This window comes from Aeribacillus sp. FSL k6-2211, from assembly GCF_037966125.1.
Taxonomy (GTDB): domain Bacteria; phylum Bacillota; class Bacilli; order Bacillales; family Aeribacillaceae; genus Aeribacillus; species Aeribacillus composti.
The window spans coordinates 3748015-3768456 of sequence record NZ_CP150190.1 but is presented as its reverse complement, the minus strand read 5'-3'; the positions used below and the strand labels follow the sequence as shown (position 1 = coordinate 3768456).

Sequence of the window (20442 nt, the reverse complement as noted above, 5' to 3'; positions counted from 1 at the left end):
ACTGGGTGAGTTTGCAAGACAAAACAAAGCCCTTTCTGCCGAAGGTGATACAGAGTAAATGAAGCAGATGGATGGAAGGAAAGATTACACTCTTACCCGGGGAGGTCTGGCTGGCACGCCAAGTAACCTTGGTAACCTATCTAGTGATAGATAACTGAACAGTCAGAAGTCAGCAGAAGTCATAGTACTCTTTTCGAGCTCGAGACGAAAGAGGAAGGACTGAACAATTAAGGAGAACGAATCGCTAGGCGTTCATCTTCTGTGTGGAAGCAGACAATCCGATAGGACTTACTTGAAGGAGGAAGTGGTGAATCCCACGGGGGACTTCAAGAGGGTGGAGCAGAAGATGGCACAAATAGAAGAATTCGTTCACGTGGAGAGGATATCAATGTTGATGGAAATGATTTTGTCACGGGAAAATCTCCTGGCGGCACTGAAACGAGTCGAACAGAATAAAGGAGGTCACGGAGTAGATGGCATGTCCGTAAAAGACCTACGAAGACACCTCTACGAAAATTGGGACTCCATTCGACAGTCGTTGAGAGAAGGAACCTACAAGCCCTTACCCGTCCGTCGAGTCGAAATCCCGAAACCGAACGGTGGAGTAAGACTTCTAGGGATCCCTACCGTGACGGATCGTTTCATCCAACAAGCGATTGCCCAAGTGTTGACGAAAATCTTTGATCCGACCTTCTCGAACCATAGCTATGGTTTCCGACCAGGTAGAAGGGGACATGATGCGGTTAGGGAAGCAAAGGGTTATATCAAAGAAGGATATCGTTGGGTAGTCGATATAGACCTAGAGAAATTCTTTGACAAGGTGAATCACGACAAACTGATGGGGATCTTGGCGAAAACGATCAAAGATCGAATTCTACTGAAGGTAATTCGCCGGTATCTTCAATCAGGCGTGATGATCAATGGAGTGGTAATGGAAACGGACATGGGAACGCCTCAAGGCGGCCCGCTTAGTCCACTTTTATCAAACATCATGCTTCATGAATTGGATAAAGAGCTTGAGAAACGTGGACATAAGTTTGTTCGGTATGCGGATGACTGTAACATCTATGTGAAAACAAAGAAAGCAGGAATTCGTGTCATGAACTCCATTACGAACTTTATAGAGAAGGAGTTAAAGCTCAAGGTAAATAAAGAGAAATCGGCGGTAGACCGTCCTTGGAAACGGAAGTTTCTCGGTTTCAGCTTCACACTCAATAAGACTCCAAAGGTACGGATTGCGAACGAAAGTGTGAAACGTTTGAAGAACAAGATCCGTGAAATTACATCAAGGTCGAAACCGTATCCAATGGAGAAAAGGATTGAGAAACTGAATAAGTATTTAATGGGATGGTGCGGATATTTTGCCTTGGCAGAAACACCAAGTAAGTTCAAAGAATTTGATGAATGGATTAGACGAAGGCTTCGGATGTGTTTGTGGAAAGAATGGAAAACCCCGAAAACAAGAATTCGGAAACTCAGAGGATTAGAAGTTCCAAGCCATAAAGCATTCGAATGGGGCAATACACGCAAGAAATATTGGCGGATTGCCTGCAGTCCCATTCTACACAAAACCCTCGACAACTCCTATTGGAAGCGTCGAGGGTTAAGAAGTCTATTCGAAAGATATCAAGCACTACGTCATACTTAATTGAACCGCCGTATACCGAACGGTACGTACGGTGGTGTGAGAGGTCGGGGGTTAGTCACCCCATACCCGTCAAGTTAGCGGTATAAAATTTTTTAGGATGATACGCATGTTCGAAAAATCAATCAAAGGATGAAGAGAAAACCAAATGCTGGGCATGCCAAATAACCCTCAAGAAGAGGGTTATTTGGCATTTATATCCATAACCCACACTACCATATCCCCAATTTCTTTAAAAGATCCGATACCGTTTCCTCTCCTTTCCTTCGGTCTTTCCTCGTGTGTTTCCTTAACAGAGACAGGAGAGATGGAAGGGCGGTTTCCATCGCTTGGGGATGCAAAAGAAACCGATGCCAATACGATTGGAGGATATTAAGCGCTTTCCATTCACTGATCTCGATTCCCTCCCGTTGATGCCAATACCTTCGGGCTTGGAACAGAAGAGTCTGCGTGACTAAAATGGCAATCAATGTCCCATATAAGTGGCATTCGAATTTTGGTTTGACTTTACATTTGAAGGCTATATCATCACAACGGTGATTGCTATTTATATTGTTGCCATTGTTGCGGCGCTCTTTTCAGTATTTTTCTCACGGATCGCACAAAACTACATCACATTGATCGGCTCGCTTGTCCCGATCGTTGTGCTGCTAAGCTATTGTTCTTTAAAATACCTTGTTGGCGAACTGTTTGCGATTCTTCATCCGCTTATGCTTACAATCGGCACCTTTCTTGTATTGATCGCGATCAGTACGATATTCATCATTTACAGAATGAAGCAGGAAAAGCTTGTTGATCTTATATAAGCCAAGCGATAGCGGACAAAGCACGATCTTGCTGATAGCGGGCTGGAGATCGATGAAGCAGGAATTCGCGGGGTTGCTTCCTTCTTCTGATTTTCCTTCCTCCAGACTCGATAAAATAACAGACAGTCTGATACGATTTACATTCATTTTTTAGAGCTTCGGCAAGCAATCAGAAACATCATGCCGCTATACCTTCTGATTTTTATCTGCCTATTTTTTGACTGATTTCTATAAATCCCTGCCATTTTGAAATTTGATTGATCGAGAGGGGCTCGAAACTTTAAGACAATCAATCTCATTAGAACAATTTTAGTATCGGCTATTCAGTTTATGGGATTCGAAAACTTTAAGACGATGAATCTTGGACTTTGCCAGCATTTTTTTCTACCTACGCTATATGGTTTAAGGTGGACATTTCAGGAGGCTGGCAAGGTCTTTTTTCTGTGAAAATCAATTAACCATGGCTGAAGCGGTATACCCCACAATCAAATTGGATACCCTATTAACGACCAAAAAAAGGAAATAGGAAAGCAGAGCTACCTTATTTTTAGGTATCTCGTAAATTTCTGAACCTTTTTGGTTATACTAATTTATTTACTGCTCTCGAAACGGTTCTTTTCGAGAAATGATGCAGTAAATGATGGTAAGCATTCGGTGCGCGATCGCAACGAGTGCTTTTTTCTTTCCCCTGCGTGCCGCCAATGACCAATATTTCGCTGCCAAACGTTGATTCCTACATCGAGACAAAGCCCAAGCCGCCTCACATAACGCCGATTTGATATGCGGATTCCCCTTCGTCGTTCGGGTACTTTTTCGTTTTCCAGCACTTTCATGATTTCCCGGCGCGACTCCCGCCCATGAAGCGAGGTGTTGAGACGTTGGAAATTGTCCCATATCGACTCCGATTTCAGCGATAATCACGGCAGCGGTTTCCTTCTTGACCCCCGGTATGGTCACAAGAAGCTCCATCTCTTGTTTGTATACTTGTAAGAGTTGGTCGATTCGTTCTTCGATGTCTCGAAGTAAACTTTCCAACGATTCGATGTGCTTCCACGATTGGCGAATCATGAACAGTTGATGGTTGGTCAATGTACCAAAGAGAGAATCCTGAATTTGTTGTTTTTTCCTCTTCATACTCCTGTGAATGCAAGCATCGACTTCGGTTTCTTCGATGTATCCCTGTTTCATTAAACGTTCCAGTAGCTTTCGCCCAGATACACCAAATACATCCGAAATCACGGAACTTAACTTGATATTGGAACATTCCAACACTTTTTGAATGCGGTTTTTCTCCGCGGTTAACTGCCCGATCCATTTTTTGCGCAAGCGAGTTAAATCCCGTCATTCTCGAATGTTCTCAGGAGGTACGAAACTCTTCTCGATCAATCCGTAACGCAACAATTTGGCGATCCATTCTGCATCGGAAACATCGGTTTTTCTCCCCGGTACATTTTTGATTCGCTGAGCGTTGGCAAGTGTAATGTCAAAGTAATCTTCCAAAATATTGAACACAGGTTTCCAGTAAACGCCCGTACTCTCCATCGCAATATGAGTGACACCACGATCTTCTAACCATTTCAGAAGACGAAACAAGTCTTTCGTGAAAGTAGGAAATGTTTCAACTTCCTTTTGAACGTGTTCTTCCTCTCCAAGAAGAGCACAAACGACAATTGTTTCGGCATGGACATCTAATCCTGCACAACGATGATAAAGAACATCCATGATTCTTACTCCTTCCATCGATAAATTCGCAAACAGGGAGTCCATTTGCACGTTAGGCATTTTTCTGTTCGTAGTCACCTTTTCACACGAAAAGGGCTGACAATGGGTGGAACACCAAATGGACTCAAACAGTTTTTATTACAGGGTCGAACCACCATTAAAGAGAACGTCTTTCAAAACTGTTTGCGTTCATATCCATTATGGGAAGGAATGATGGATTTTCATGCATGGGTGGGGAGTAAAATTACTCATGGATGTTTTTATTGAAGTGCATTACTTTTGGACACCTGTATCAAGCGAGACGATGAAGGTTTCCGTCATTTCTGTTTTTTTCTTCATCTAAATGTTTTTCCTCTTTTATCTTCATTATTGTTATATGATGCAGTAAGGCTTTAACAGCATTACTTGAGCGTTTACAGTAAAACTGAAAAAATGCCTGTCTCTGCTGTTTTGAATTGTAGCGGGCTGGAAACGTTCAAAAATCTAGTAAAAAACTTCATTATTTAAATTCCTATTAATAAGTTTCTGTAGATGAGCAAATTCACTAACATAAATTTACATCCGAACAAAAAAGGAGACATGAACCCGATTCCTTGATTAGAATAGATGTGTCACCAAACCATTCTCAAGGAGGTTCATGTCTCATGAATAGACTACCACATCACCAAGGAATCGACAAGTTTTTCGCAATGTTGGGGCTGGCCCTTTATTTCTCTAAGCCGGTCATGAAGCATCTCGTTCATATTATCGATGCGCTGACAACGAAAGGATTTGTGGGAACCTTGACCGATCTGCATCATGAGAGCTTTCATCCCAACCATCGAACGACACTGAGCCATTTTTTCACGAAAAGCCCTTGGGATGAAGAAATCTTGCTTCGCAAACTCCAGCAGTGGATGCTTCGTCATGTGGAACGAACGGCCAAGCGAAAGAATCACCCCATTTTTGTTTCGATCGATGATACGATCTGCCGAAAAACGAAGCCTTCGTCACAGGCGAAACACGCTATTGAAGGGTGTAATTGGCATTATTCTCACGCGGACAAAAAGTCGATTTGGGGACACTCTCTCGTCTGGCTCATGGTTCATACGATGACGCAAGCCTTTCCCTTTGCGTTTCGCCTCTACGACAAGGCGGATGGGAAAAGCAAGGGTCAATGGGCCATCGAGATGCTTTCTTCTTTGGATGTGCACGGTTCTGTTTATGTGCTGATGGATTCTTGGTACCCATCGAAAACACTCGTGGAAGCCTGCCTGAAAAAAGGATTCCACGTCATTGCGATGCTCAAGACGAATCGGGTTCTTTATCCAAAAGGCATCGCCATCCAAGCCAAACAGTTTGCCCGCTATATCGAACCGAACGACACCCATCTCGTCACGGTGGGAGAAGAGCGTTATCGCGTGTATCGCTACGAGGGAGCGCTGAAAGGTCTCGATGATGCCGTTGTGTTGTTGGCTTGGAAAGCCGATCAGCCGATGACACCTGAACATCTTCACTGCGTCTTGAGCACCGACCGGGAGCTAAGCGATGAAGAGATCTTGCGCTACTATGCCCAGCGTTGGTCGATCGAATGCTTTTTTCGACAAGCGAAAGACCAGCTGAAGCTCGATGGGTACCGCGTTCGTCAACGTCGGGCGGTGAAACGGTATTGGATCTTGGTGCAACTCGCTTATGTGTACAGTATGGTCGAATCCAACAGCGATTTCTCTACCGGGCTTGACTTCCTTCGAAAGAAGAAAGGACATAGCCTCGTGGAGTTTATTTACGATGCAGCGAAACAAGATATTCCCATTGATGTCGTTAAAAAACAGCTTCATGTGGCATAAGGGGTACTCCGTTTGTCTCTTTTTACATGGTAATTATTGTAATGAAAATTGCTCAACTACAGTAAGTTTGAAATTTTAGGTTGACATTTCTTATAGTTAGTTTTATATTATTTACAGAACATATGTTCTGTTTGGTAAGAATATTAATACTTGTCCCTAGCTGTTACGATTTTTAATCTTTCCCCCTCTTATGTTTTCCTCTTAATTTTTATTCTCCCTCGAAAGGACGATCTTCACTATGAAAGAATACCTCGATTTGAAGATGGATTTCATGTTTAAGCAGCTGTTCGGCAACCCGAACCGCAAGTCGCTTACCATTGCTTTTTTGAATGCGATTTTACATCGGAGCGAAGCAGATCGCATTGTCGATGTTCAGTTTGAAAGCACAGAGCTGACGAAAGAGACAGAAGATGGAAAAATGAACCGGCTTGATGTACTGGTGCTGACGGATCGAGGCGAGCGCATTAATGTGGAAATTCAAATCGTTAATCAGCACGATTTACCGGAACGAATTTTGTATTACTGGGCGAGGGTTTTCTCCCGGTCATTAGCAAAAGGACAGCCGTACAGCATGCTTCCCCCTACCTTTATGATTACCATCATTAATTATCGGCTTTTTCCTCATGAAACGGAGCGATTTCATACGGTTTTCCATATACGAGAAGATGAAGAACATTTTCTTTGGAGTCCGCACCTTGAATTTCACGTCATTGATTTACAGCAGTTTATGGTAAAATGGAAGAAATATAACAGAGAAATAAAACGATTGCCAGAGTATCCATGGCTGATGATGCTGTCAGCAGTAGACGCCAAAAAGGGGAAAATCGATGAGTTTATGCTCAGTGAACTGGAGGTGTTTGCGATGAATGAGCAGGAAATTCGTGAAGCACTGGAAGAATGGGAAAGCTTAAGCGTCAACCCGGTAAACCGTTATGAATACGAAATGCGTTTGAAATGGCTGCGGGACCAATTGTCAAACCTTCAAGGCGAACGACGGGCAGGATGGGAGGAAGGGCTGAAAAAAGGGTTGAAGCAGGGCCGGGAAGAAGGAGTTCGACAGGTAGCCATAGAAATGCTTCGTTCAGGGCTAGAAGAGGAAGTTATTATGTCGGTTACAAAAATAACTGAAGAAGAGCTAGATGAGCTGAAGAAGAAACTATTGGATGAATGACTTTTTTGACCATGAGTAGAATAGTTCATTTTATGTGAAAAGAGATATGAACTAAATTTTTTTCATGTCTCCAGGGATGGCGAAAAGTGAAAAATCGAAACTGGAGGTGTTTGCGATGAATGAGCAGGAAATTCGTGAAGCGCTGGAAGAATGGGAAAGCTTAAGTGTCAACCCGGTAAACCGTTATGAATACGAAATGCGTTTGAAATGGCTGCGGGATCAATTGTCAAACCTCCAAGGCGAACGGCGGGCAGGATGGGAGGAAGGGTTGAAGCAGGGCCGGGAAGAAGGAGTTCGACAGGTAGCCATAGAAATGCTTCGTTCAGGGCTAGAACAGGAAGTTATTATGTCGGTTACAAAATTAACTGAAGAAGAGCTCGATGAGCTGAAAAAGAAACTATCCTCCAACTCCTTTTAAGCGGGAAGGAACGAGACTCTCATTACATGACTAACTATTGCCAGCTGTTCAGGTCAATTTTGTAAAAAGGAAGTTACCTGAATTTTGTGGACGAGATAGAGGAGTTATACTTGTTATTCCAGTAAAATGGGAGAGTGGGTAGCTGCTGCAAAGCATGTGCCAACATTGAAGGCGCCTGCCAGCGCGCACGAACTTGAAAACTTTCCTCTCTTGACCTGGGATTCACGGAATCAGACGTATGCAATCGATGAGCTGACAGGCGAAATGATTTATTGGCTCTGGTGCCAGTAAATGGTTGATAACAATTTATTCATTATTCGTGTGATACTCCCATTTAGCTTTCTACCCGATCCACTGTTTCGCAATGGGAATTCTTTTAATGACGAAATAATCCAAAACCCACACTATCAATAGTGACGCGCCTACTAATGGGAAGAAAAGACCTAGAACAATGACAATGACGGCTACTCCCTTTAACATTTTAAAGTTTTCTGGCAAAGCCGGAGCACCCAATTTGCCTTTCGGTTTTCGCTTCCACCACATTATAACGCCACTTACAACAATCATTATAATGCCAATAGTTAATGCAAGCATGAAAAGCTGGCTAATGAATCCAAATTCTCCTTGATGAAATGCAATGCCTAGTGAAATTAATTTTCCCAATGCACCATAGTCACTCCATGCAAATTTAGCTAAAACTTTTCCGCTGTATTGATCTATATGCAGCGTTTGTTGCGCCCAAGGCAGTGGGCGGTTAGGATAGACGTCAGCAGGATCTAGAAAGATCGTATATACACCGGTTTCTCCATCAGGAAATGCAATTCTATATCCCGGTTGGACGTTGTTTTTTTCTGCAATTTGCATAACTTTATCAACAGAAATTGTTTTCACCCCATTGGGACTTGATTCGGGCACAGGTAAGTTTTCAGCTGCCCAAGGAACATCTGCTATTTCTTTTGTTGGAATTGTTGATTTAGGAAATGCATATTTTTCCCATGGTTGATCTCCTTCCGGGTTTCCGGAAATGGGATCAACGATACGATGTGCCATGCTTCCCCAAACACCGGACCACATGAGTCCAGAAAACAATTGTACGACGATAAAAAGAGAAAGCCAGATTGCTGTAACGGCATGCATATCGCGCCAAAACGTGCGGTTTCTTTTACTCAGGTTTATTCGCGGAATCAATGTCCCAAAAAGAGATTTTCTATTTCGCGGCCACCATAAGTAAACACCAGTAATAATTAGGATAATGAACCAGCAAGCGGAGAGCTCTACTAACCAGTTTCCAATGGTGCCGCCCCATAATTCACCGTTATGCAAATCTTTCACCCATGCCATGAAGCGTGCATTCTCATTTAACTTTCCAATAATGTCGCCGTTGTATGGATTGACAAACACAGATATACTTTTTCCGTTCACCATTATTTCAACCTCAGATGATCTGTCCGGTGCAACGGAAGGTGTAAAACCTGTAATTTTTGCATGTGGATAATTCTTTTTCACTTCATGAATCTGTTCTGTAGATGAAATTTTTTGCTGACCTTGTTGGACGTAATAAAGATCATGGTACATGTAATTTTCAATTTGCGGTTTAAACAGGTAAATTCCTCCGGTAATAGACAAAAAAATAATCAGCGGTGCGAAAAAAATCCCTGCGTAAAAATGCCATCTCCATACTGTTTTATATAAAGAAGCTTTCGTTTGTTTATCAGTGAATGCTTTTGAATCCTTTGCTACTGCATCTATTCTTTCAAATTCCATTGTTTTCACCCTTTTTTTAAGCAATGACAAAAACTTTTATAGATCATGTCGATATAACCTCAACAATTGCAATGCGGTTTTTTCCTTATGAATTGTATTTTTCATATGGTCAATAATAGAGCCTTCCTTTATAAACAGAATTTGATCGCCTGCTTCTGCGGCAACATCCATCATATGAGTGGAAAAAATGATGATTGTGCCTTTCATCTTTTGTTCTTTTATCAAATTGACAAACTGATCAATCCAAAATGGGTCTAAACCATTTGTTGGCTCATCTAACAAGAGCAGTTTTGGATTTCCTAACAATGCTTGTCCTAATAATAGTCTTTGCCTCATTCCTTTTGATACATTTTTCACTAGTTCTCTTTTAAATTCTTCCAAACCTATTTTTTTTAAAATGTCTTTTACAGATGATTGATCTTTTTTCCGCAGTTTGGCATAAAATGATAAAAATTCTTGAAGGGTCATGAATTGCTGAGCATGAAAATCATCGGGCATGTAGCCTATCTGCTCGATATAGTTTTTTCTGTTTTTAATTAGACTGATATTGTTTAAAACAATGTCCCCGGAGGACGGTTTTGAAATACCCGCCAAAATGCGAAGAAGCGTGCTTTTTCCGGCTCCGTTTCCGCCGCATAATACGATGCATTCCCCTTTTTTTGCTTCCAGTGACATGGAAGAAAGCACAACTTTTGTTTTATATTTTTTTGAAACGTCGGAGACTTGTAATGTTGTCATTGTCTTTTCTTCCTTTCAAGCTTCCAGACGGAAAATGCAAGCATGATGCTTGAAAAGATGAACATATAACCGACGAACAGCACCCATAACGCTTTTGTTTGCATAAAAGAGATGAGCTCGTCGTATGATTGTCCAAAAACAGCTCCGCCGTCAAGCTGAACAACAAATACTATGCGGAGCAATTCCGCCGGATTACAGAATAAAGATGCCTTTAAAAGCGGAGCTATCATCGGATAAGGGACAAAGCTCAAAACGGAAATGACTGCAGTCGGCCATATCATGATAAGAAAGAACCACACGCCGACCGAAAGTATGAGAGCTTGCCATCTCGTTTCTGAAAACGAGCCAATGGTCAAGCCGATGACGAGAAAAAACCATATTAGCGAGATAGAAAAAATATATAAAATGAGCACCCATTTCAAAGATAATGAACTTCCCAATAAAGTGCCGACCAAAAGGCTCAAACTGAAGCTTAAGCTGAAGATGGCAGATTGTGCGGTCAATTGCCCGCAAAGCTTCCCAACCCAATAGGCAATAGTCGGCAACGGATACGTGCATAAAAGACTCCACTGGCCATTTTCCATTTCATTCGCGATGGAAAACGATCCAGCCACCAGCATAAACAGTGGTACGATGTACAGCACAATGTTGGCGATTGTGCCTGTCATGTTTGTATAGCCTGTGAGAGCAGGGTTATTCCGCTCTAACAAAAATAGTAATGATAAAACGAAAATCCATAGAAACACAAACGTGTAAGAAGAACGCTGCCTGATTGTCAAACGCCATTCGGCTTTCCATATGTTCCGCATAACTCCTCCCGCTGTAAAAAAAGGGCACTTATAAATTTGCCCTTCATTCATGTGAATGATCATTGCCCTCATCCATGTGGCTGTGGTCGCCATTCATATCCGTATGACCATCCTGCATATTCTTTTCCATCATTTCTTTATTCATTTTCCATTTATGATCTTGCAATTGATCGAAGTTTAATATTTTTCCGCTATTTTTTGAAATGAAGGCTTCAGCATCTTTTTTATCTTGGAAAGAAATGACGTTGTAGGCCATTGGCGTCCGTATCGATTGATCATACACGTAGGTTGCTTTATCAGATTCAACCCATTCTTTCGAATGATAATCTCTGACGAATTCCGCTTCGATGTTTTCATTTTTATTTTCGCTTTTCCATTTATACATACATCCGATATCATCAAAAACGAATGTTTTGCCATTTTTTAAAATAAGCTGTGTTGCAAACTGATTATCCATTACAGCCATGTTACATTGAGCGCATTTATCGTTTTTTTCATCAATGGCTCTTGGCGACACTTCCTTTTTTCCGCACGCAGCAGTGATAATCAGTAGAGCGCATAACATGAAAATGAAATACATTTTACGCATCCTCTTTTTTCCTCCCTATCCTCCATAAAGTAATGCTTCCTAAAAACAAGAGAAGACTGAAAACAATGATCACTCCAGAAGATGACTTTGATTCATCTTGTATTTTAGCTGTCATAAGCGGCGAGTCATCCGTCATCGCTTCATTGTCTGGACTTTTCCATAATTTTTGCAATACAACCATGCCTGGTGAATGGAAAAACAGCTGGTATTCTGGAATATCCTTCGTCAAACTTAAAAAGAACGGATTCGTTTTATAAGGTATGTCGCTATAACCGGATCCATCGGCATCAAGCTTTAGAGAGGCGTCCCAATAATTCCTTTTCACTTCATTGTCCGAGCTGCTCAAAGCTTGAGCTTCATTTACATTGCTAATAAACGTATTGTTTGAAACGATGTTTCCGTTCGCCTCTTTGAATTGAATGCCAATAAAATTCCCACGCACTTCATTGGATAAAATAAGGTTATTGGAGGCGCTTTCGGCCAAAATACCAACTCGATTATAAGAAATATTATTGCGAACCACCTTTGTCTCTGTCGCATCAAATAAAAGAATCCCCTGAGCATGAACATTGCGGTTGTTAAAAATGAATTCATTATTTTCGATTTTTCCACCCTTTGTTTCCATGACCATCGCTCCTGCCACGTTATTTTTGGAAATGTTTTTTTGAATTGTTATGTGGTCAGAATACATAATGTGTATGCCGTAATTTGATTGCTGGATGAGGTTTTGGACGGCCGTTGTATAATCGCTTTGCTCTATATAAATCCCATCTCTCACTTTTTCGATTCTGACTTTTTCAATGACATTTTGTTCTGACTTCCATAAATCAATCCCGTTATGTTGTTTTTCACCTTTTATCGAGCTTTGTGTGATGACGGTGTGATAGGCGTGTTCAAGCTTTAACCCGATCCCCTTTGTACGAATATGAACGTGTTCAATTCGGTGATGAGTTCCTGATACTTGTATGGCGGCAGCGTTTTTCTCTTGGCTGCATTGAATGACAGTTACGTTTTTTACTGAAACGCGTTGACCTTTGATGGAGATGACGGGTTCTTTACGGCAGGATTGAATGGTTACTTGTCCATTTCCTTGTAACGTAACAGGTTTTGAGAGCACAATCGATTCATGATAAACGCCTCTCGGTATTCTCACGATTGAGTGCTCTGGAGCTTGATCAATCAGATATTGCAATGTGCTTTCGGCATGGATGCTGGATGGATGTGTCCAAAAAAGCATCAAGAAAACGATTAAATACCATAATTTTTTCATGACGGAATCCTTTTTTCAGTGTCATTGTTCTAATTGAAGGTTAGCGTATAATTGTGTGAAAACTATGAAGCCTATTTGGATATTTTTTTACATTTGTTTCCTTTCTTACATTCATTTACTGGCCTTTGCTTTTAAAATTGGCAATTTGTCAAATCCAATCGCAGGAGGTCTAAACATGATGGACAGTCATGTGAAGCATTTGCTTGCCTTTCTATCGCTCGGAGCTTACTAGGACAAATTTATGAAAAACTTCAAACAAATTTCATAATTTCTGGTTATAATTAATAAATTAGAAAATTCATTTAATAAGTTGAGAGAAGGTGTCAAGTGGCTGATGTCTTTAAAGGTGTTAATCGTTGATGATGAAGAAAAGATGCGAAAGCTGATTAGAACGTATTTGACAAGAGAAGGATATATATGTTTGGAAGCAAAAGACGGGTTTGAAGCACTTGAAAGATTAAAAAAGGAAAACCCGGATATGCTGATCGTTGATGTCATGATGCCTTACATTGATGGTTTTACTTTAGTCGAGGAAATGCGGCAATATCTTCAAATTGATTCTCCAGTCATTTTTTTAACGGCAAAAGGGAATGAGGAAGATAAGGTGAAAGGTTTAAAGATTGGGGGAGATGACTATATAGTAAAACCTTTTCATCCTTCAGAGCTTTTGGCGCGTATGGAAGTGATTTTTCGCAGAACACATCGAATTGCAAGCGATGTAAAAATAGCAGCTATTGGACCGTTGCAATTTGATCTTCAAGGCCGGATTGTCACTGTTGAAGGCCGCAGGCTTGCGCTCACACAAAAAGAATTTGATCTATTATTCCTTTTAGCCAAAAATAAAGGAAAAGTATTTACACGTGGTCAATTGCTTGACCAAATATGGGATTCCGATTATGCAGGAAGTGAACGAACCGTTGATACTCATATTAAAACGATTCGTCTAAAATTAAAGGAGCACAGCCATCTAATTCAAACCGTTTGGGGAATCGGTTACAAGTTTGAGGTGCCGTCTTGAAAAAAATAAAACATTTTTCAGTTAGTCAGAAAGTATTGCTGCTCTTTTTCATCAGCATCATTTTTTCCATCTTGTTTTCTTTTCTGTTCATTCACTTCCTATATAAAGAGCTTTACATTCGCAGTGTGAAAGAGCGGCTTATTTTTGAAGGAAAGCAGACAGCTGCTCACTTTCATTACGGCTCGCTTAGTGAAGATATTAAAGAAAAAATTGAATGGTATAATCTCATTTCACCTTATGAAGTAATAGCTGTTGATCAATTAGATGAGCTTCATCAACATTTTCCGTATCAAATTGATTACAAACATCTGATCAGTCAAGAAGATGAGAAAAAGCTCTCATCCGGGCAATACGTAGTTAAAGAGGGCTATGTTCATGAATTGGATCGAAAGATTGTCGGAGCAATATTCCCGCTAACCCACGAACAGAACTTAATAGGTTTTATATATATTTATATTCCTTTAGCCGAAATACCAGAGGTTTTTAGTAAAGGCATTCCGATTTTAATCTTGTTCGGTTTAATCTTTTTCGTATTGATCTATTTTGTTATCACGTACTCAATTCATTCGATCTTTCGTTCGCTGCGAACTATTCAAACGATTGCAAAAGAGATCAGCCGCGGAAATTTTTCTAAAAGAGTTCCTATCCAAACGTCAGATGATATAGGAGAATTGGCGAGCGCCTTCAACAAAATGACGGAATCTCTTGAAAAACAAGACGAGCGCAAGAAAGAATTTTTATCCAACGTGGCTCATGAATTAAGAACCCCTCTCACATATATTGGAGGATACACGCAAATCTTGCTGGATGAAGCTTATTCATCAAAAGAAGAGGCGAAAAATCATCTTCTGCTCATCAATAAAGAAACAACGCGAATGCAGAAGCTCATAAACGACTTATTACAATTAAATGAGCTGGAAAACAAAGATATGACTCTTGAAGCAGAGCCGATCGCCTTTTCCCAATTGATTCTTGATTCATTAGAACTGTTTGCGCCTGCGCTGAAGAAAAGGAATATATCCATCAAAACAGATTTAGATGATGAAATCATCATTATGGGAGATATGAACCGGCTGCATCAAGTTTTTTGTAATGTGATTGACAATGCCATTAAGTATTCCTTCGAAAACGGGATGATCAACATTGCATTGTATCAGAAAGAGAAGCGGGCTGTTGTTATCGTTCGGGATAATGGAATAGGCATACCGAAAAAAGAATTGGATCGTATAGGGGAACGTTTTTACCGGACAGATAAATCGCGTTCAAGAGAAACAGGGGGAACAGGCCTCGGGCTTTCAATCGTCAAACAAATTGTTGCTTTACATAACGGGACGATGAAAATTGAAAGTGAAGAAGGGCAAGGAACATCGGTTATTTTGTCATTTCCGATAGTAGAGTAGATGTTTAAAAAGGCTATACGAAATGTGGCCTTCAGGCAGTACGATAAAAGTTTCCTCTGGTCTGCAAATGCTTTTGATCAATCTTTTTTGAGGTTTCGCATTTTTTAACCTACTGACGAATATTTCAAGAAATTTTTTATCTAAACGTCGTTCCTGTTTAAGATTCCTAAACAACCATCATTGAAACTCATCAGTATATTTATCCTTTTATTTCCGTGAAAAATCCCTCTGTGAGACAGGTTAGGTGTTTTTTGCAAAATAAAAGTGCAGAGAATTGCAAAATCCTTATGCAGTGATATGCAATGGGGCTTTACATGGAAGAGGAGCCATGATAACCTTTTTTGGTTTTGCCAAAACTTGCTCCTCTTGCAATTTCATTTCTTGTCGGAGCTTGCATGATAACCTTTTTTGGTTTTGCCAAAACTGTTGAAGCTGGCGCTTGACTAAAGAATCATGGCTACAGAGGATTCACGCCAAGCCCTTGATGGATAGATCACATATACATTTATTCAAAATTTTGATAAAGATATACTGCAACACTCTGTATTTTTTTCTTGCAGAAAACGAAGGTTAAACTTTTTCCTAACTGTCTGCACAAGAGGGATCATAATAAAAGCCGGGTTTAATTTGTAAGATTGCTTATATGTTGTTGTTCAACATTTATTTTTATGTTCTTCATGGAAAATCTTTTGCCTTCAACATCCTCGCTCTCAGATAATTTGGAAGTGTTGACTGCTACATAATATGTTCCCGTTTTATCTATAGCTATATGAAATTTCTCCTCAAATTTTTGATTAGGCTTGATTTCGTCTTTATATAAAACTCTGTTTGATGTTTAATCTTTTGAATAAATTACTTCACCTCGTTTATCCTTTATAATGAACGATTCTATTATTGGTTTACTATGAAATAAAGTTGTTTCAGTTCCGTTATTTTTAAAAGCTGCAATGATATCAAATTCTTGTTTGTTTTTAACCGCTTTGGGGGCTTTTAATTTCAGCTCAAAAATTCCGTAACTTGCAGTTTTCTCATCTTTCATTAATTCATTTACATTATTGCAGCCAACCAAAAAAACCATAATGAATAATAAAATGAATGTTGCGCAATCTTTTCACTCCTGAATCTATATTCATTTAAAACTAGTCTAATTTCTAATTGGGCATTAGTAGGTATATAAATGATGACCTCACTTAATATTCCTATAAGTCTATTTTGCCGCTCACAAGTAATTAAGCTTGTCTTATTCCCTTAAGTATGATGCCGTAATAAACTTTTTTGTAATATTATGTAAATGAAAATCAGCAATTTAGAGTAATTCAAAAGCATTAAATCTTGCAAATTCAGTCCACACATTTGATAGTGTAAAAATGAAAACATGAAGACTGCTTCCCGTTAGTGAATACAAGGAGGAATACAATCGTGGTTCAACACCCATTGCCTTTGAAATGATAAGTTTTGCATCGTTTTTTGACTAAAAATTAGGGATTTATAGTCTAATCCTTCATTTGATAAGAAAGATTATTTTTTCGTTAATAAATCATAGATTTCCTGTAGTCTAAAATTCATGCAATAAAAATAAAACAATACGATTCATTCATATATTTATCAGCTGCTGAAAGCGTGCGGTTTACACCATTTTGCTTTCATGAACGAATATCGCTTCGTTACGTCGTGCGCTTGCGTTCATTACGGTATTTCTTCTGGAACGTTGAACGTCTTTTTCTCGTTACTCCGTACTTTTATATGTCTTTTGGCTTATAGCCACCCTTGAAAGCAGGTAAGACTTTCTTTCATTTCTACAGCTCCAATCTGTTTCCACCGTTTTGTCCGCTCATGCACCACTTTTCAATTTTAAGTGAAAAACTGTGTATTAAATAAAAGGTTAAAACATTTTACACTAAAAGCATCTAATGAGCAGAGACTAGATCAAAAGGAGGAGATCGTAATGAGTGACTCATGGCTTGAATTAGAAGGAAAGGTGGCGATTGTAACAGGCGGCGTTTCCGGGATCGGATTACATATCACAAACGAACTGATCCGAAATGGGGCAAAAGTTGTTGTAGCCGATTTAAATGGAGAAGAAGGACCGCAAGATAATGGTTCTTATTTTCTAAAATGTGACGTTACAAAAAAAGAAAGCGTTGACAAAATGGTGGCCGAAACCGTGAAATTATTCGGCTCAGTCGATATTTTAGTAAATAATGCCGGAGTCAACCTGCCAAGACTGTTAGTCGATGTCAAAGGTGAAAAACCTGAATACGAGTTGAATGAGAAAGATTTTGACTTTATGGTAGCTGTCAATCAAAAAGGTCCTTACCTTTGTGCACAGGCGTCTGCCAGAGAAATGATTAAGCAAAATAAAGGAGTTATTATCAATATTGCTTCCGAAGCCGGACAGGAAGGATCATCTGGACAAAGCTGCTATGCCGCGACAAAGGGAGCATTAATAGCTTTCACTCGTTCGTGGGCAAAAGAACTCGGCAAATACAATATCCGGGTTGTTGCGGTGGCGCCTGGCATCAACGAACCGACAGGCTTGACGTCAGATGCTTATAATGAAGCGCTTGCCTATACTCGAGGAGTCACAGTTGATCAATTGTCAACGGATTACAGCAATTCCATTCCTCTTGGGCGTCCGGGTAAACTAAAAGAAATAGCCGATTTAGTTTCTTACTTGGCTTCAGACCGTGCAAGTTATATTACTGGTACGACAGTTAATATTTCTGGAGGCAAATCCCGCGGTTAAGATCACAGCAGCCTAAAAAAATGGTCCTATAACGAAATATCACAAAATTCCAATCACTACCTTTGACTGATAGACGAAACTATGTCACTTTATTTTTACGTAAAAGGTGGTGAATATTGTTGGATTTTACAATTGATGGCCGTGTTGTTCAAATGCTAGAAACGTTTCAAAAAAAATCCTATTGTTCTTTGGATTATCTTGCCAACTCATTGGGGGTCAGCACGAGAACAATCCGCAATTATATTAAGCTACTTAACAGTGAACTGAATGGGATTGCAGCCATCAAAAACGAAAAGGGAAAAGGCTACCATTTGTTTATTGAAGATGGGCATAGGTTTGATGATTTCATTGAAACCGTTTCTAAGAAGAAAAACATGCTGGATTCATCACAAAGGCGTATCGCTTTTATCATTGATCGATTAATCAACAGCAAAGGAAGGAATACGCTGGATGAGCTCGCTTTTGACATGAATCTGGGGAGAACAACTCTTGTAAATGAAATAAAAAAAGCTGCCGTAGCGTTGGAATCTTACAATTTAGCCATTCATGGAAAACCGAACAGCGGGATGAGCCTAAAAGGAAATGAACTGGATATCCGTTTTTTTATATTAGATAACGTCTATGACTATTTATACGGGGATTACCCGCTGGATGAAGATATTAAAGAAGAAATAATGAAGATTGCCAATCACTACAATTTAGAGTCTACCACCCAAAAAAAGTTAATGCAATTTATTATTGTCATGTTGGATCGTTTTATAAAAAATCATCCTCTTACGGAATTGGATGAAAAATATAACAAACTATTAAATACACAGGACTATTCGATTGCTTCAGAAATCGTTTCCGTAATCGAACGGCATTTGCCGGTTGAAATTTCACAACCTGAAATACTGTTTATAACATTGCCGATCGCGGGAAGAAGAACGCCGACAAACATTCGAACAATTGCAGACATTACAATTTCCGACGATATTAAACGTCTCTTGGACTTAATAATCGAACAAGTAGGGTTTGATAAAAGCATTATTTTCGAAAATGAAACATTTTTCAAAGATATTCTGTATCATTTAACCTTTATGCTGAACCGCTTGATGTTTGATGTGCGTTTGAAAAATCCGCAGCTGGCTGATGTGAAGGAGAAGTATCCTGTCGCCTTTAAATTGGCCGAAATTGCCGGGCAAGTAATTGAGAAAGAGTATGGACTGAAGGTTCCTGAAGATGAGCTTGGCTACCTATCCTTGTATTTCGGAGTATTCATTGCCCAACATGATGAAATAACGAGAGCATTAAAAAAAGTTGCAGTCATTTGCGGAACCGGGCGGGGATCTGCCAAATTAGTCTCTATTCAACTGCAGCGCATATTAAATCCAAATACTCAAATTGATATTTACTCTGAAATTGAAATTTCAAAAGAGCTTTTGAATCAATACGATATGGTCTTTTCAACAGTAAAGCTTCATTTTGCAATTGATCCACCTGTCATCATAATTAACGAAATCTTTGACGAAGCGAGTGTTTCTAGGCAAATAGAAAAGATGACCTATCGGAAAAAATTTAAAATGAAAGATTTTGGCAATCACCGTTCAATTTTAAAACTTTTACTCAACAAAGATAAATTCTTCGTCTTAGATACAAATAAAGGCTACCACGAAAATGTGAATGATATGATCGACGTTTTAGTCAAGAAAGGCTATTTGGACGAAGGGTTTAAAGAGAGGCTGAGAGAAAGGGAAGAGAAAGGATCAATGGTTTTTGACCGGTATATATCCTTGCCGCATACAGTTAACTACAAGTCCAATCAGATTGAAATGGCGATCGGTGTTTTTCCTGAAAAAGCAGTGGTTGACGGGAAGGAAATCAAGCTTGTCTTTCTGTTGGGAATACCGGAAAAAGCCGATAATGATGCAAGCCTCCTGATTAAAATTTACGATGAAATCATCAAAATCGCCTCTGATCAGAAACAGGTAGAGGAATTGGCCGATGCAGCCAGCTACGAAGATTTTACAAAATGCCTCGAACAAGCAAGCAGTTCATCATCAATCTTAGGGATGTGATAGGATGCAATTGATCATCATTATGCTTTTTATAGCAGGAGCATTTATCGTGCAATTGGCATTAGGTTATTTTCAAATTAAACATTTTGCCAAAGCGTATATAGAGCTGCGAAAGATTGGAAAAGTGGCAATCGGAAAGCGCCCCGGCAGAATTCGGGCGGGCACCATTGTATTATTTGCCGTTTCCGACAGCGGGAAGATTCTGAAAGCAATGAAAATACAAGGGGTTACAGTTTTAGCGAAAGTTCGGGAATTGAAAGGCTTTACGGGCAAAAATATAAAAACGCTTGGAGAAGCCGATATGGCTCATTGCAACAAGCTATTGAAATCAGCTATTTTGGATGCGGTCAGCAATTATAAGATTATTATGAGCGGCGGGGAAATTCCCGAAAAGCCGAGTATCTTTAAACGAATCATGATGCAGGCAGAAAACATTGTTTCGGTAAAAAAATCATGAAGAGGT

17 protein-coding genes and 1 pseudogene are annotated in these 20442 nt (G+C 39.8%); 11 read left to right on the top strand and 7 right to left on the bottom strand.

The genetic code is table 11. The features are described from left to right. The first annotated feature begins 388 nt into the window (after positions 1-388). The 3 genes from ltrA (at position 389) to NSU19_RS18050 (ending at position 2451) form a co-directional block, all read left to right on the top strand. Positions 389-1648 carry a group II intron reverse transcriptase/maturase gene (ltrA, locus tag NSU19_RS18060; RefSeq protein WP_094245397.1) on the top strand — a complete coding sequence of 420 codons (1260 nt, stop codon included), beginning with the start codon at positions 389-391 and terminating at the stop codon, positions 1646-1648. Positions 1649-1793: 145 nt separating this feature from the next. Then, positions 1794-2021, top strand: a complete 228-nt coding sequence (locus tag NSU19_RS18055; protein WP_339197823.1) for a hypothetical protein — start codon at positions 1794-1796, stop codon at positions 2019-2021. A gap of 106 nt (positions 2022-2127) precedes the next feature. Then, positions 2128-2451, top strand: coding sequence for a hypothetical protein (locus NSU19_RS18050; RefSeq protein ID WP_339197820.1), 324 nt, complete (start codon positions 2128-2130; stop codon positions 2449-2451). A gap of 594 nt (positions 2452-3045) precedes the next feature. On the opposite strand, the pseudogene NSU19_RS18045 reads toward NSU19_RS18050, so the two are convergent. Next, positions 3046-4173, bottom strand: a pseudogene (locus NSU19_RS18045) (IS110 family transposase). Positions 4174-4817: 644 nt separating this feature from the next. On the opposite strand from NSU19_RS18045, the gene NSU19_RS18040 reads away from it, so the two are divergent. The 3 genes from NSU19_RS18040 (at position 4818) to NSU19_RS18030 (ending at position 7588) form a co-directional block, all read left to right on the top strand. Next, positions 4818-5999: an IS701 family transposase gene (locus NSU19_RS18040; protein ID WP_063388773.1), complete on the top strand. Its 1182-nt coding sequence runs from the start codon at positions 4818-4820 to the stop codon at positions 5997-5999. Between the two features lie 238 nt (positions 6000-6237). Continuing rightward, positions 6238-7170, top strand: a complete 933-nt coding sequence (locus tag NSU19_RS18035) for an Rpn family recombination-promoting nuclease/putative transposase (protein WP_339197817.1) — start codon at positions 6238-6240, stop codon at positions 7168-7170. Between the two features lie 115 nt (positions 7171-7285). Further along, the gene (locus tag NSU19_RS18030; protein ID WP_339197814.1) at positions 7286-7588 is read left to right on the top strand and encodes a hypothetical protein; all 303 of its coding nucleotides are present in this window, start codon (positions 7286-7288) and stop codon (positions 7586-7588) included. Positions 7589-7930: 342 nt separating this feature from the next. Here the strand turns inward: NSU19_RS18030 and NSU19_RS18025 are convergent, their stop codons facing one another. From NSU19_RS18025 to NSU19_RS18005, 5 genes are read right to left on the bottom strand one after another with little or no spacing between them, the layout of a single operon-like run. Continuing rightward, positions 7931-9352 (bottom strand): PepSY domain-containing protein, encoded by a 1422-nt coding sequence (locus tag NSU19_RS18025; RefSeq protein ID WP_339197811.1) that lies wholly within the window; start codon positions 9350-9352, stop codon positions 7931-7933. Between the two features lie 36 nt (positions 9353-9388). After that, positions 9389-10090, bottom strand: coding sequence for an ABC transporter ATP-binding protein (locus NSU19_RS18020; RefSeq protein ID WP_339197808.1), 702 nt, complete (start codon positions 10088-10090; stop codon positions 9389-9391). Further along, on the bottom strand, positions 10087-10899 hold the full coding sequence (locus NSU19_RS18015) for an ABC transporter permease subunit (protein ID WP_144597383.1): 813 nt from the start codon (positions 10897-10899) through the stop codon (positions 10087-10089). Before NSU19_RS18015 ends, NSU19_RS18020 begins: the two co-directional genes overlap by 4 nt. Positions 10900-10942: 43 nt before the next feature. Then, complete coding sequence (locus NSU19_RS18010; protein ID WP_066251149.1) at positions 10943-11488, bottom strand: nitrous oxide reductase accessory protein NosL; 546 nt, start codon at positions 11486-11488, stop codon at positions 10943-10945. Then, positions 11481-12758 (bottom strand): NosD domain-containing protein, encoded by a 1278-nt coding sequence (locus NSU19_RS18005; protein WP_339197804.1) that lies wholly within the window; start codon positions 12756-12758, stop codon positions 11481-11483. The genes NSU19_RS18010 and NSU19_RS18005 overlap by 8 nt, the downstream gene beginning before the upstream one ends. A 334-nt stretch (positions 12759-13092) precedes the next feature. Here NSU19_RS18005 and NSU19_RS18000 point away from each other — a divergent pair, with 334 nt between their 5' ends. Together NSU19_RS18000 and NSU19_RS17995 are read left to right on the top strand one after the other, a co-directional pair. Further along, positions 13093-13776, top strand: coding sequence for a response regulator transcription factor (locus NSU19_RS18000; protein WP_339197801.1), 684 nt, complete (start codon positions 13093-13095; stop codon positions 13774-13776). Continuing rightward, positions 13773-15176: an ATP-binding protein gene (locus NSU19_RS17995; RefSeq protein WP_066251154.1), complete on the top strand. Its 1404-nt coding sequence runs from the start codon at positions 13773-13775 to the stop codon at positions 15174-15176. Before NSU19_RS18000 ends, NSU19_RS17995 begins: the two co-directional genes overlap by 4 nt. A gap of 835 nt (positions 15177-16011) precedes the next feature. Here NSU19_RS17995 and NSU19_RS17990 read toward each other — a convergent pair. Then, the gene (locus NSU19_RS17990; protein ID WP_339197797.1) at positions 16012-16215 is read right to left on the bottom strand and encodes a hypothetical protein; all 204 of its coding nucleotides are present in this window, start codon (positions 16213-16215) and stop codon (positions 16012-16014) included. Between the two features lie 906 nt (positions 16216-17121). Between NSU19_RS17990 and NSU19_RS17985 the strand changes: the two genes are divergently transcribed. The 3 genes from NSU19_RS17985 to NSU19_RS17975 all read left to right on the top strand — a co-directional run bounded on the left by NSU19_RS17985 (position 17122) and on the right by NSU19_RS17975 (position 20436). After that, on the top strand, positions 17122-17922 hold the full coding sequence (locus NSU19_RS17985; RefSeq protein ID WP_063388884.1) for an SDR family oxidoreductase: 801 nt from the start codon (positions 17122-17124) through the stop codon (positions 17920-17922). Positions 17923-18038: 116 nt separating this feature from the next. Next, the gene (locus NSU19_RS17980; RefSeq protein ID WP_311066598.1) at positions 18039-19979 is read left to right on the top strand and encodes a BglG family transcription antiterminator; all 1941 of its coding nucleotides are present in this window, start codon (positions 18039-18041) and stop codon (positions 19977-19979) included. A 4-nt stretch (positions 19980-19983) separates the two neighbouring features. Further along, on the top strand, positions 19984-20436 hold the full coding sequence (locus NSU19_RS17975; protein WP_186439333.1) for a transcriptional regulator GutM: 453 nt from the start codon (positions 19984-19986) through the stop codon (positions 20434-20436). Positions 20437-20442: the final 6 nt, after the last annotated feature.

What these genes read in the sequence shown, in the direction of transcription:
- ltrA (WP_094245397.1), top strand. Translation starts at nt 389, where the DNA reads ATGTTGATGGAAATGATTTTGTCACGGGAAAATCTCCTGGCGGCACTG.
- NSU19_RS18055 (WP_339197823.1), top strand. Translation starts at nt 1,794, where the DNA reads ATGCTGGGCATGCCAAATAACCCTCAAGAAGAGGGTTATTTGGCATTT.
- NSU19_RS18040 (WP_063388773.1), top strand. Translation starts at nt 4,818, where the DNA reads ATGAATAGACTACCACATCACCAAGGAATCGACAAGTTTTTCGCAATG.
- NSU19_RS18035 (WP_339197817.1), top strand. Translation starts at nt 6,238, where the DNA reads ATGAAAGAATACCTCGATTTGAAGATGGATTTCATGTTTAAGCAGCTG.
- NSU19_RS18030 (WP_339197814.1), top strand. Translation starts at nt 7,286, where the DNA reads ATGAATGAGCAGGAAATTCGTGAAGCGCTGGAAGAATGGGAAAGCTTA.
- NSU19_RS18025 (WP_339197811.1), bottom strand. Translation starts at nt 9,352, where the DNA reads ATGGAATTTGAAAGAATAGATGCAGTAGCAAAGGATTCAAAAGCATTC.
- NSU19_RS18020 (WP_339197808.1), bottom strand. Translation starts at nt 10,090, where the DNA reads ATGACAACATTACAAGTCTCCGACGTTTCAAAAAAATATAAAACAAAA.
- NSU19_RS18015 (WP_144597383.1), bottom strand. Translation starts at nt 10,899, where the DNA reads ATGCGGAACATATGGAAAGCCGAATGGCGTTTGACAATCAGGCAGCGT.
- NSU19_RS18010 (WP_066251149.1), bottom strand. Translation starts at nt 11,488, where the DNA reads ATGCGTAAAATGTATTTCATTTTCATGTTATGCGCTCTACTGATTATC.
- NSU19_RS18005 (WP_339197804.1), bottom strand. Translation starts at nt 12,758, where the DNA reads ATGAAAAAATTATGGTATTTAATCGTTTTCTTGATGCTTTTTTGGACA.
- NSU19_RS18000 (WP_339197801.1), top strand. Translation starts at nt 13,093, where the DNA reads ATGTCTTTAAAGGTGTTAATCGTTGATGATGAAGAAAAGATGCGAAAG.
- NSU19_RS17990 (WP_339197797.1), bottom strand. Translation starts at nt 16,215, where the DNA reads ATGAAAGATGAGAAAACTGCAAGTTACGGAATTTTTGAGCTGAAATTA.
- NSU19_RS17985 (WP_063388884.1), top strand. Translation starts at nt 17,122, where the DNA reads ATGAGTGACTCATGGCTTGAATTAGAAGGAAAGGTGGCGATTGTAACA.
- NSU19_RS17975 (WP_186439333.1), top strand. Translation starts at nt 19,984, where the DNA reads ATGCAATTGATCATCATTATGCTTTTTATAGCAGGAGCATTTATCGTG.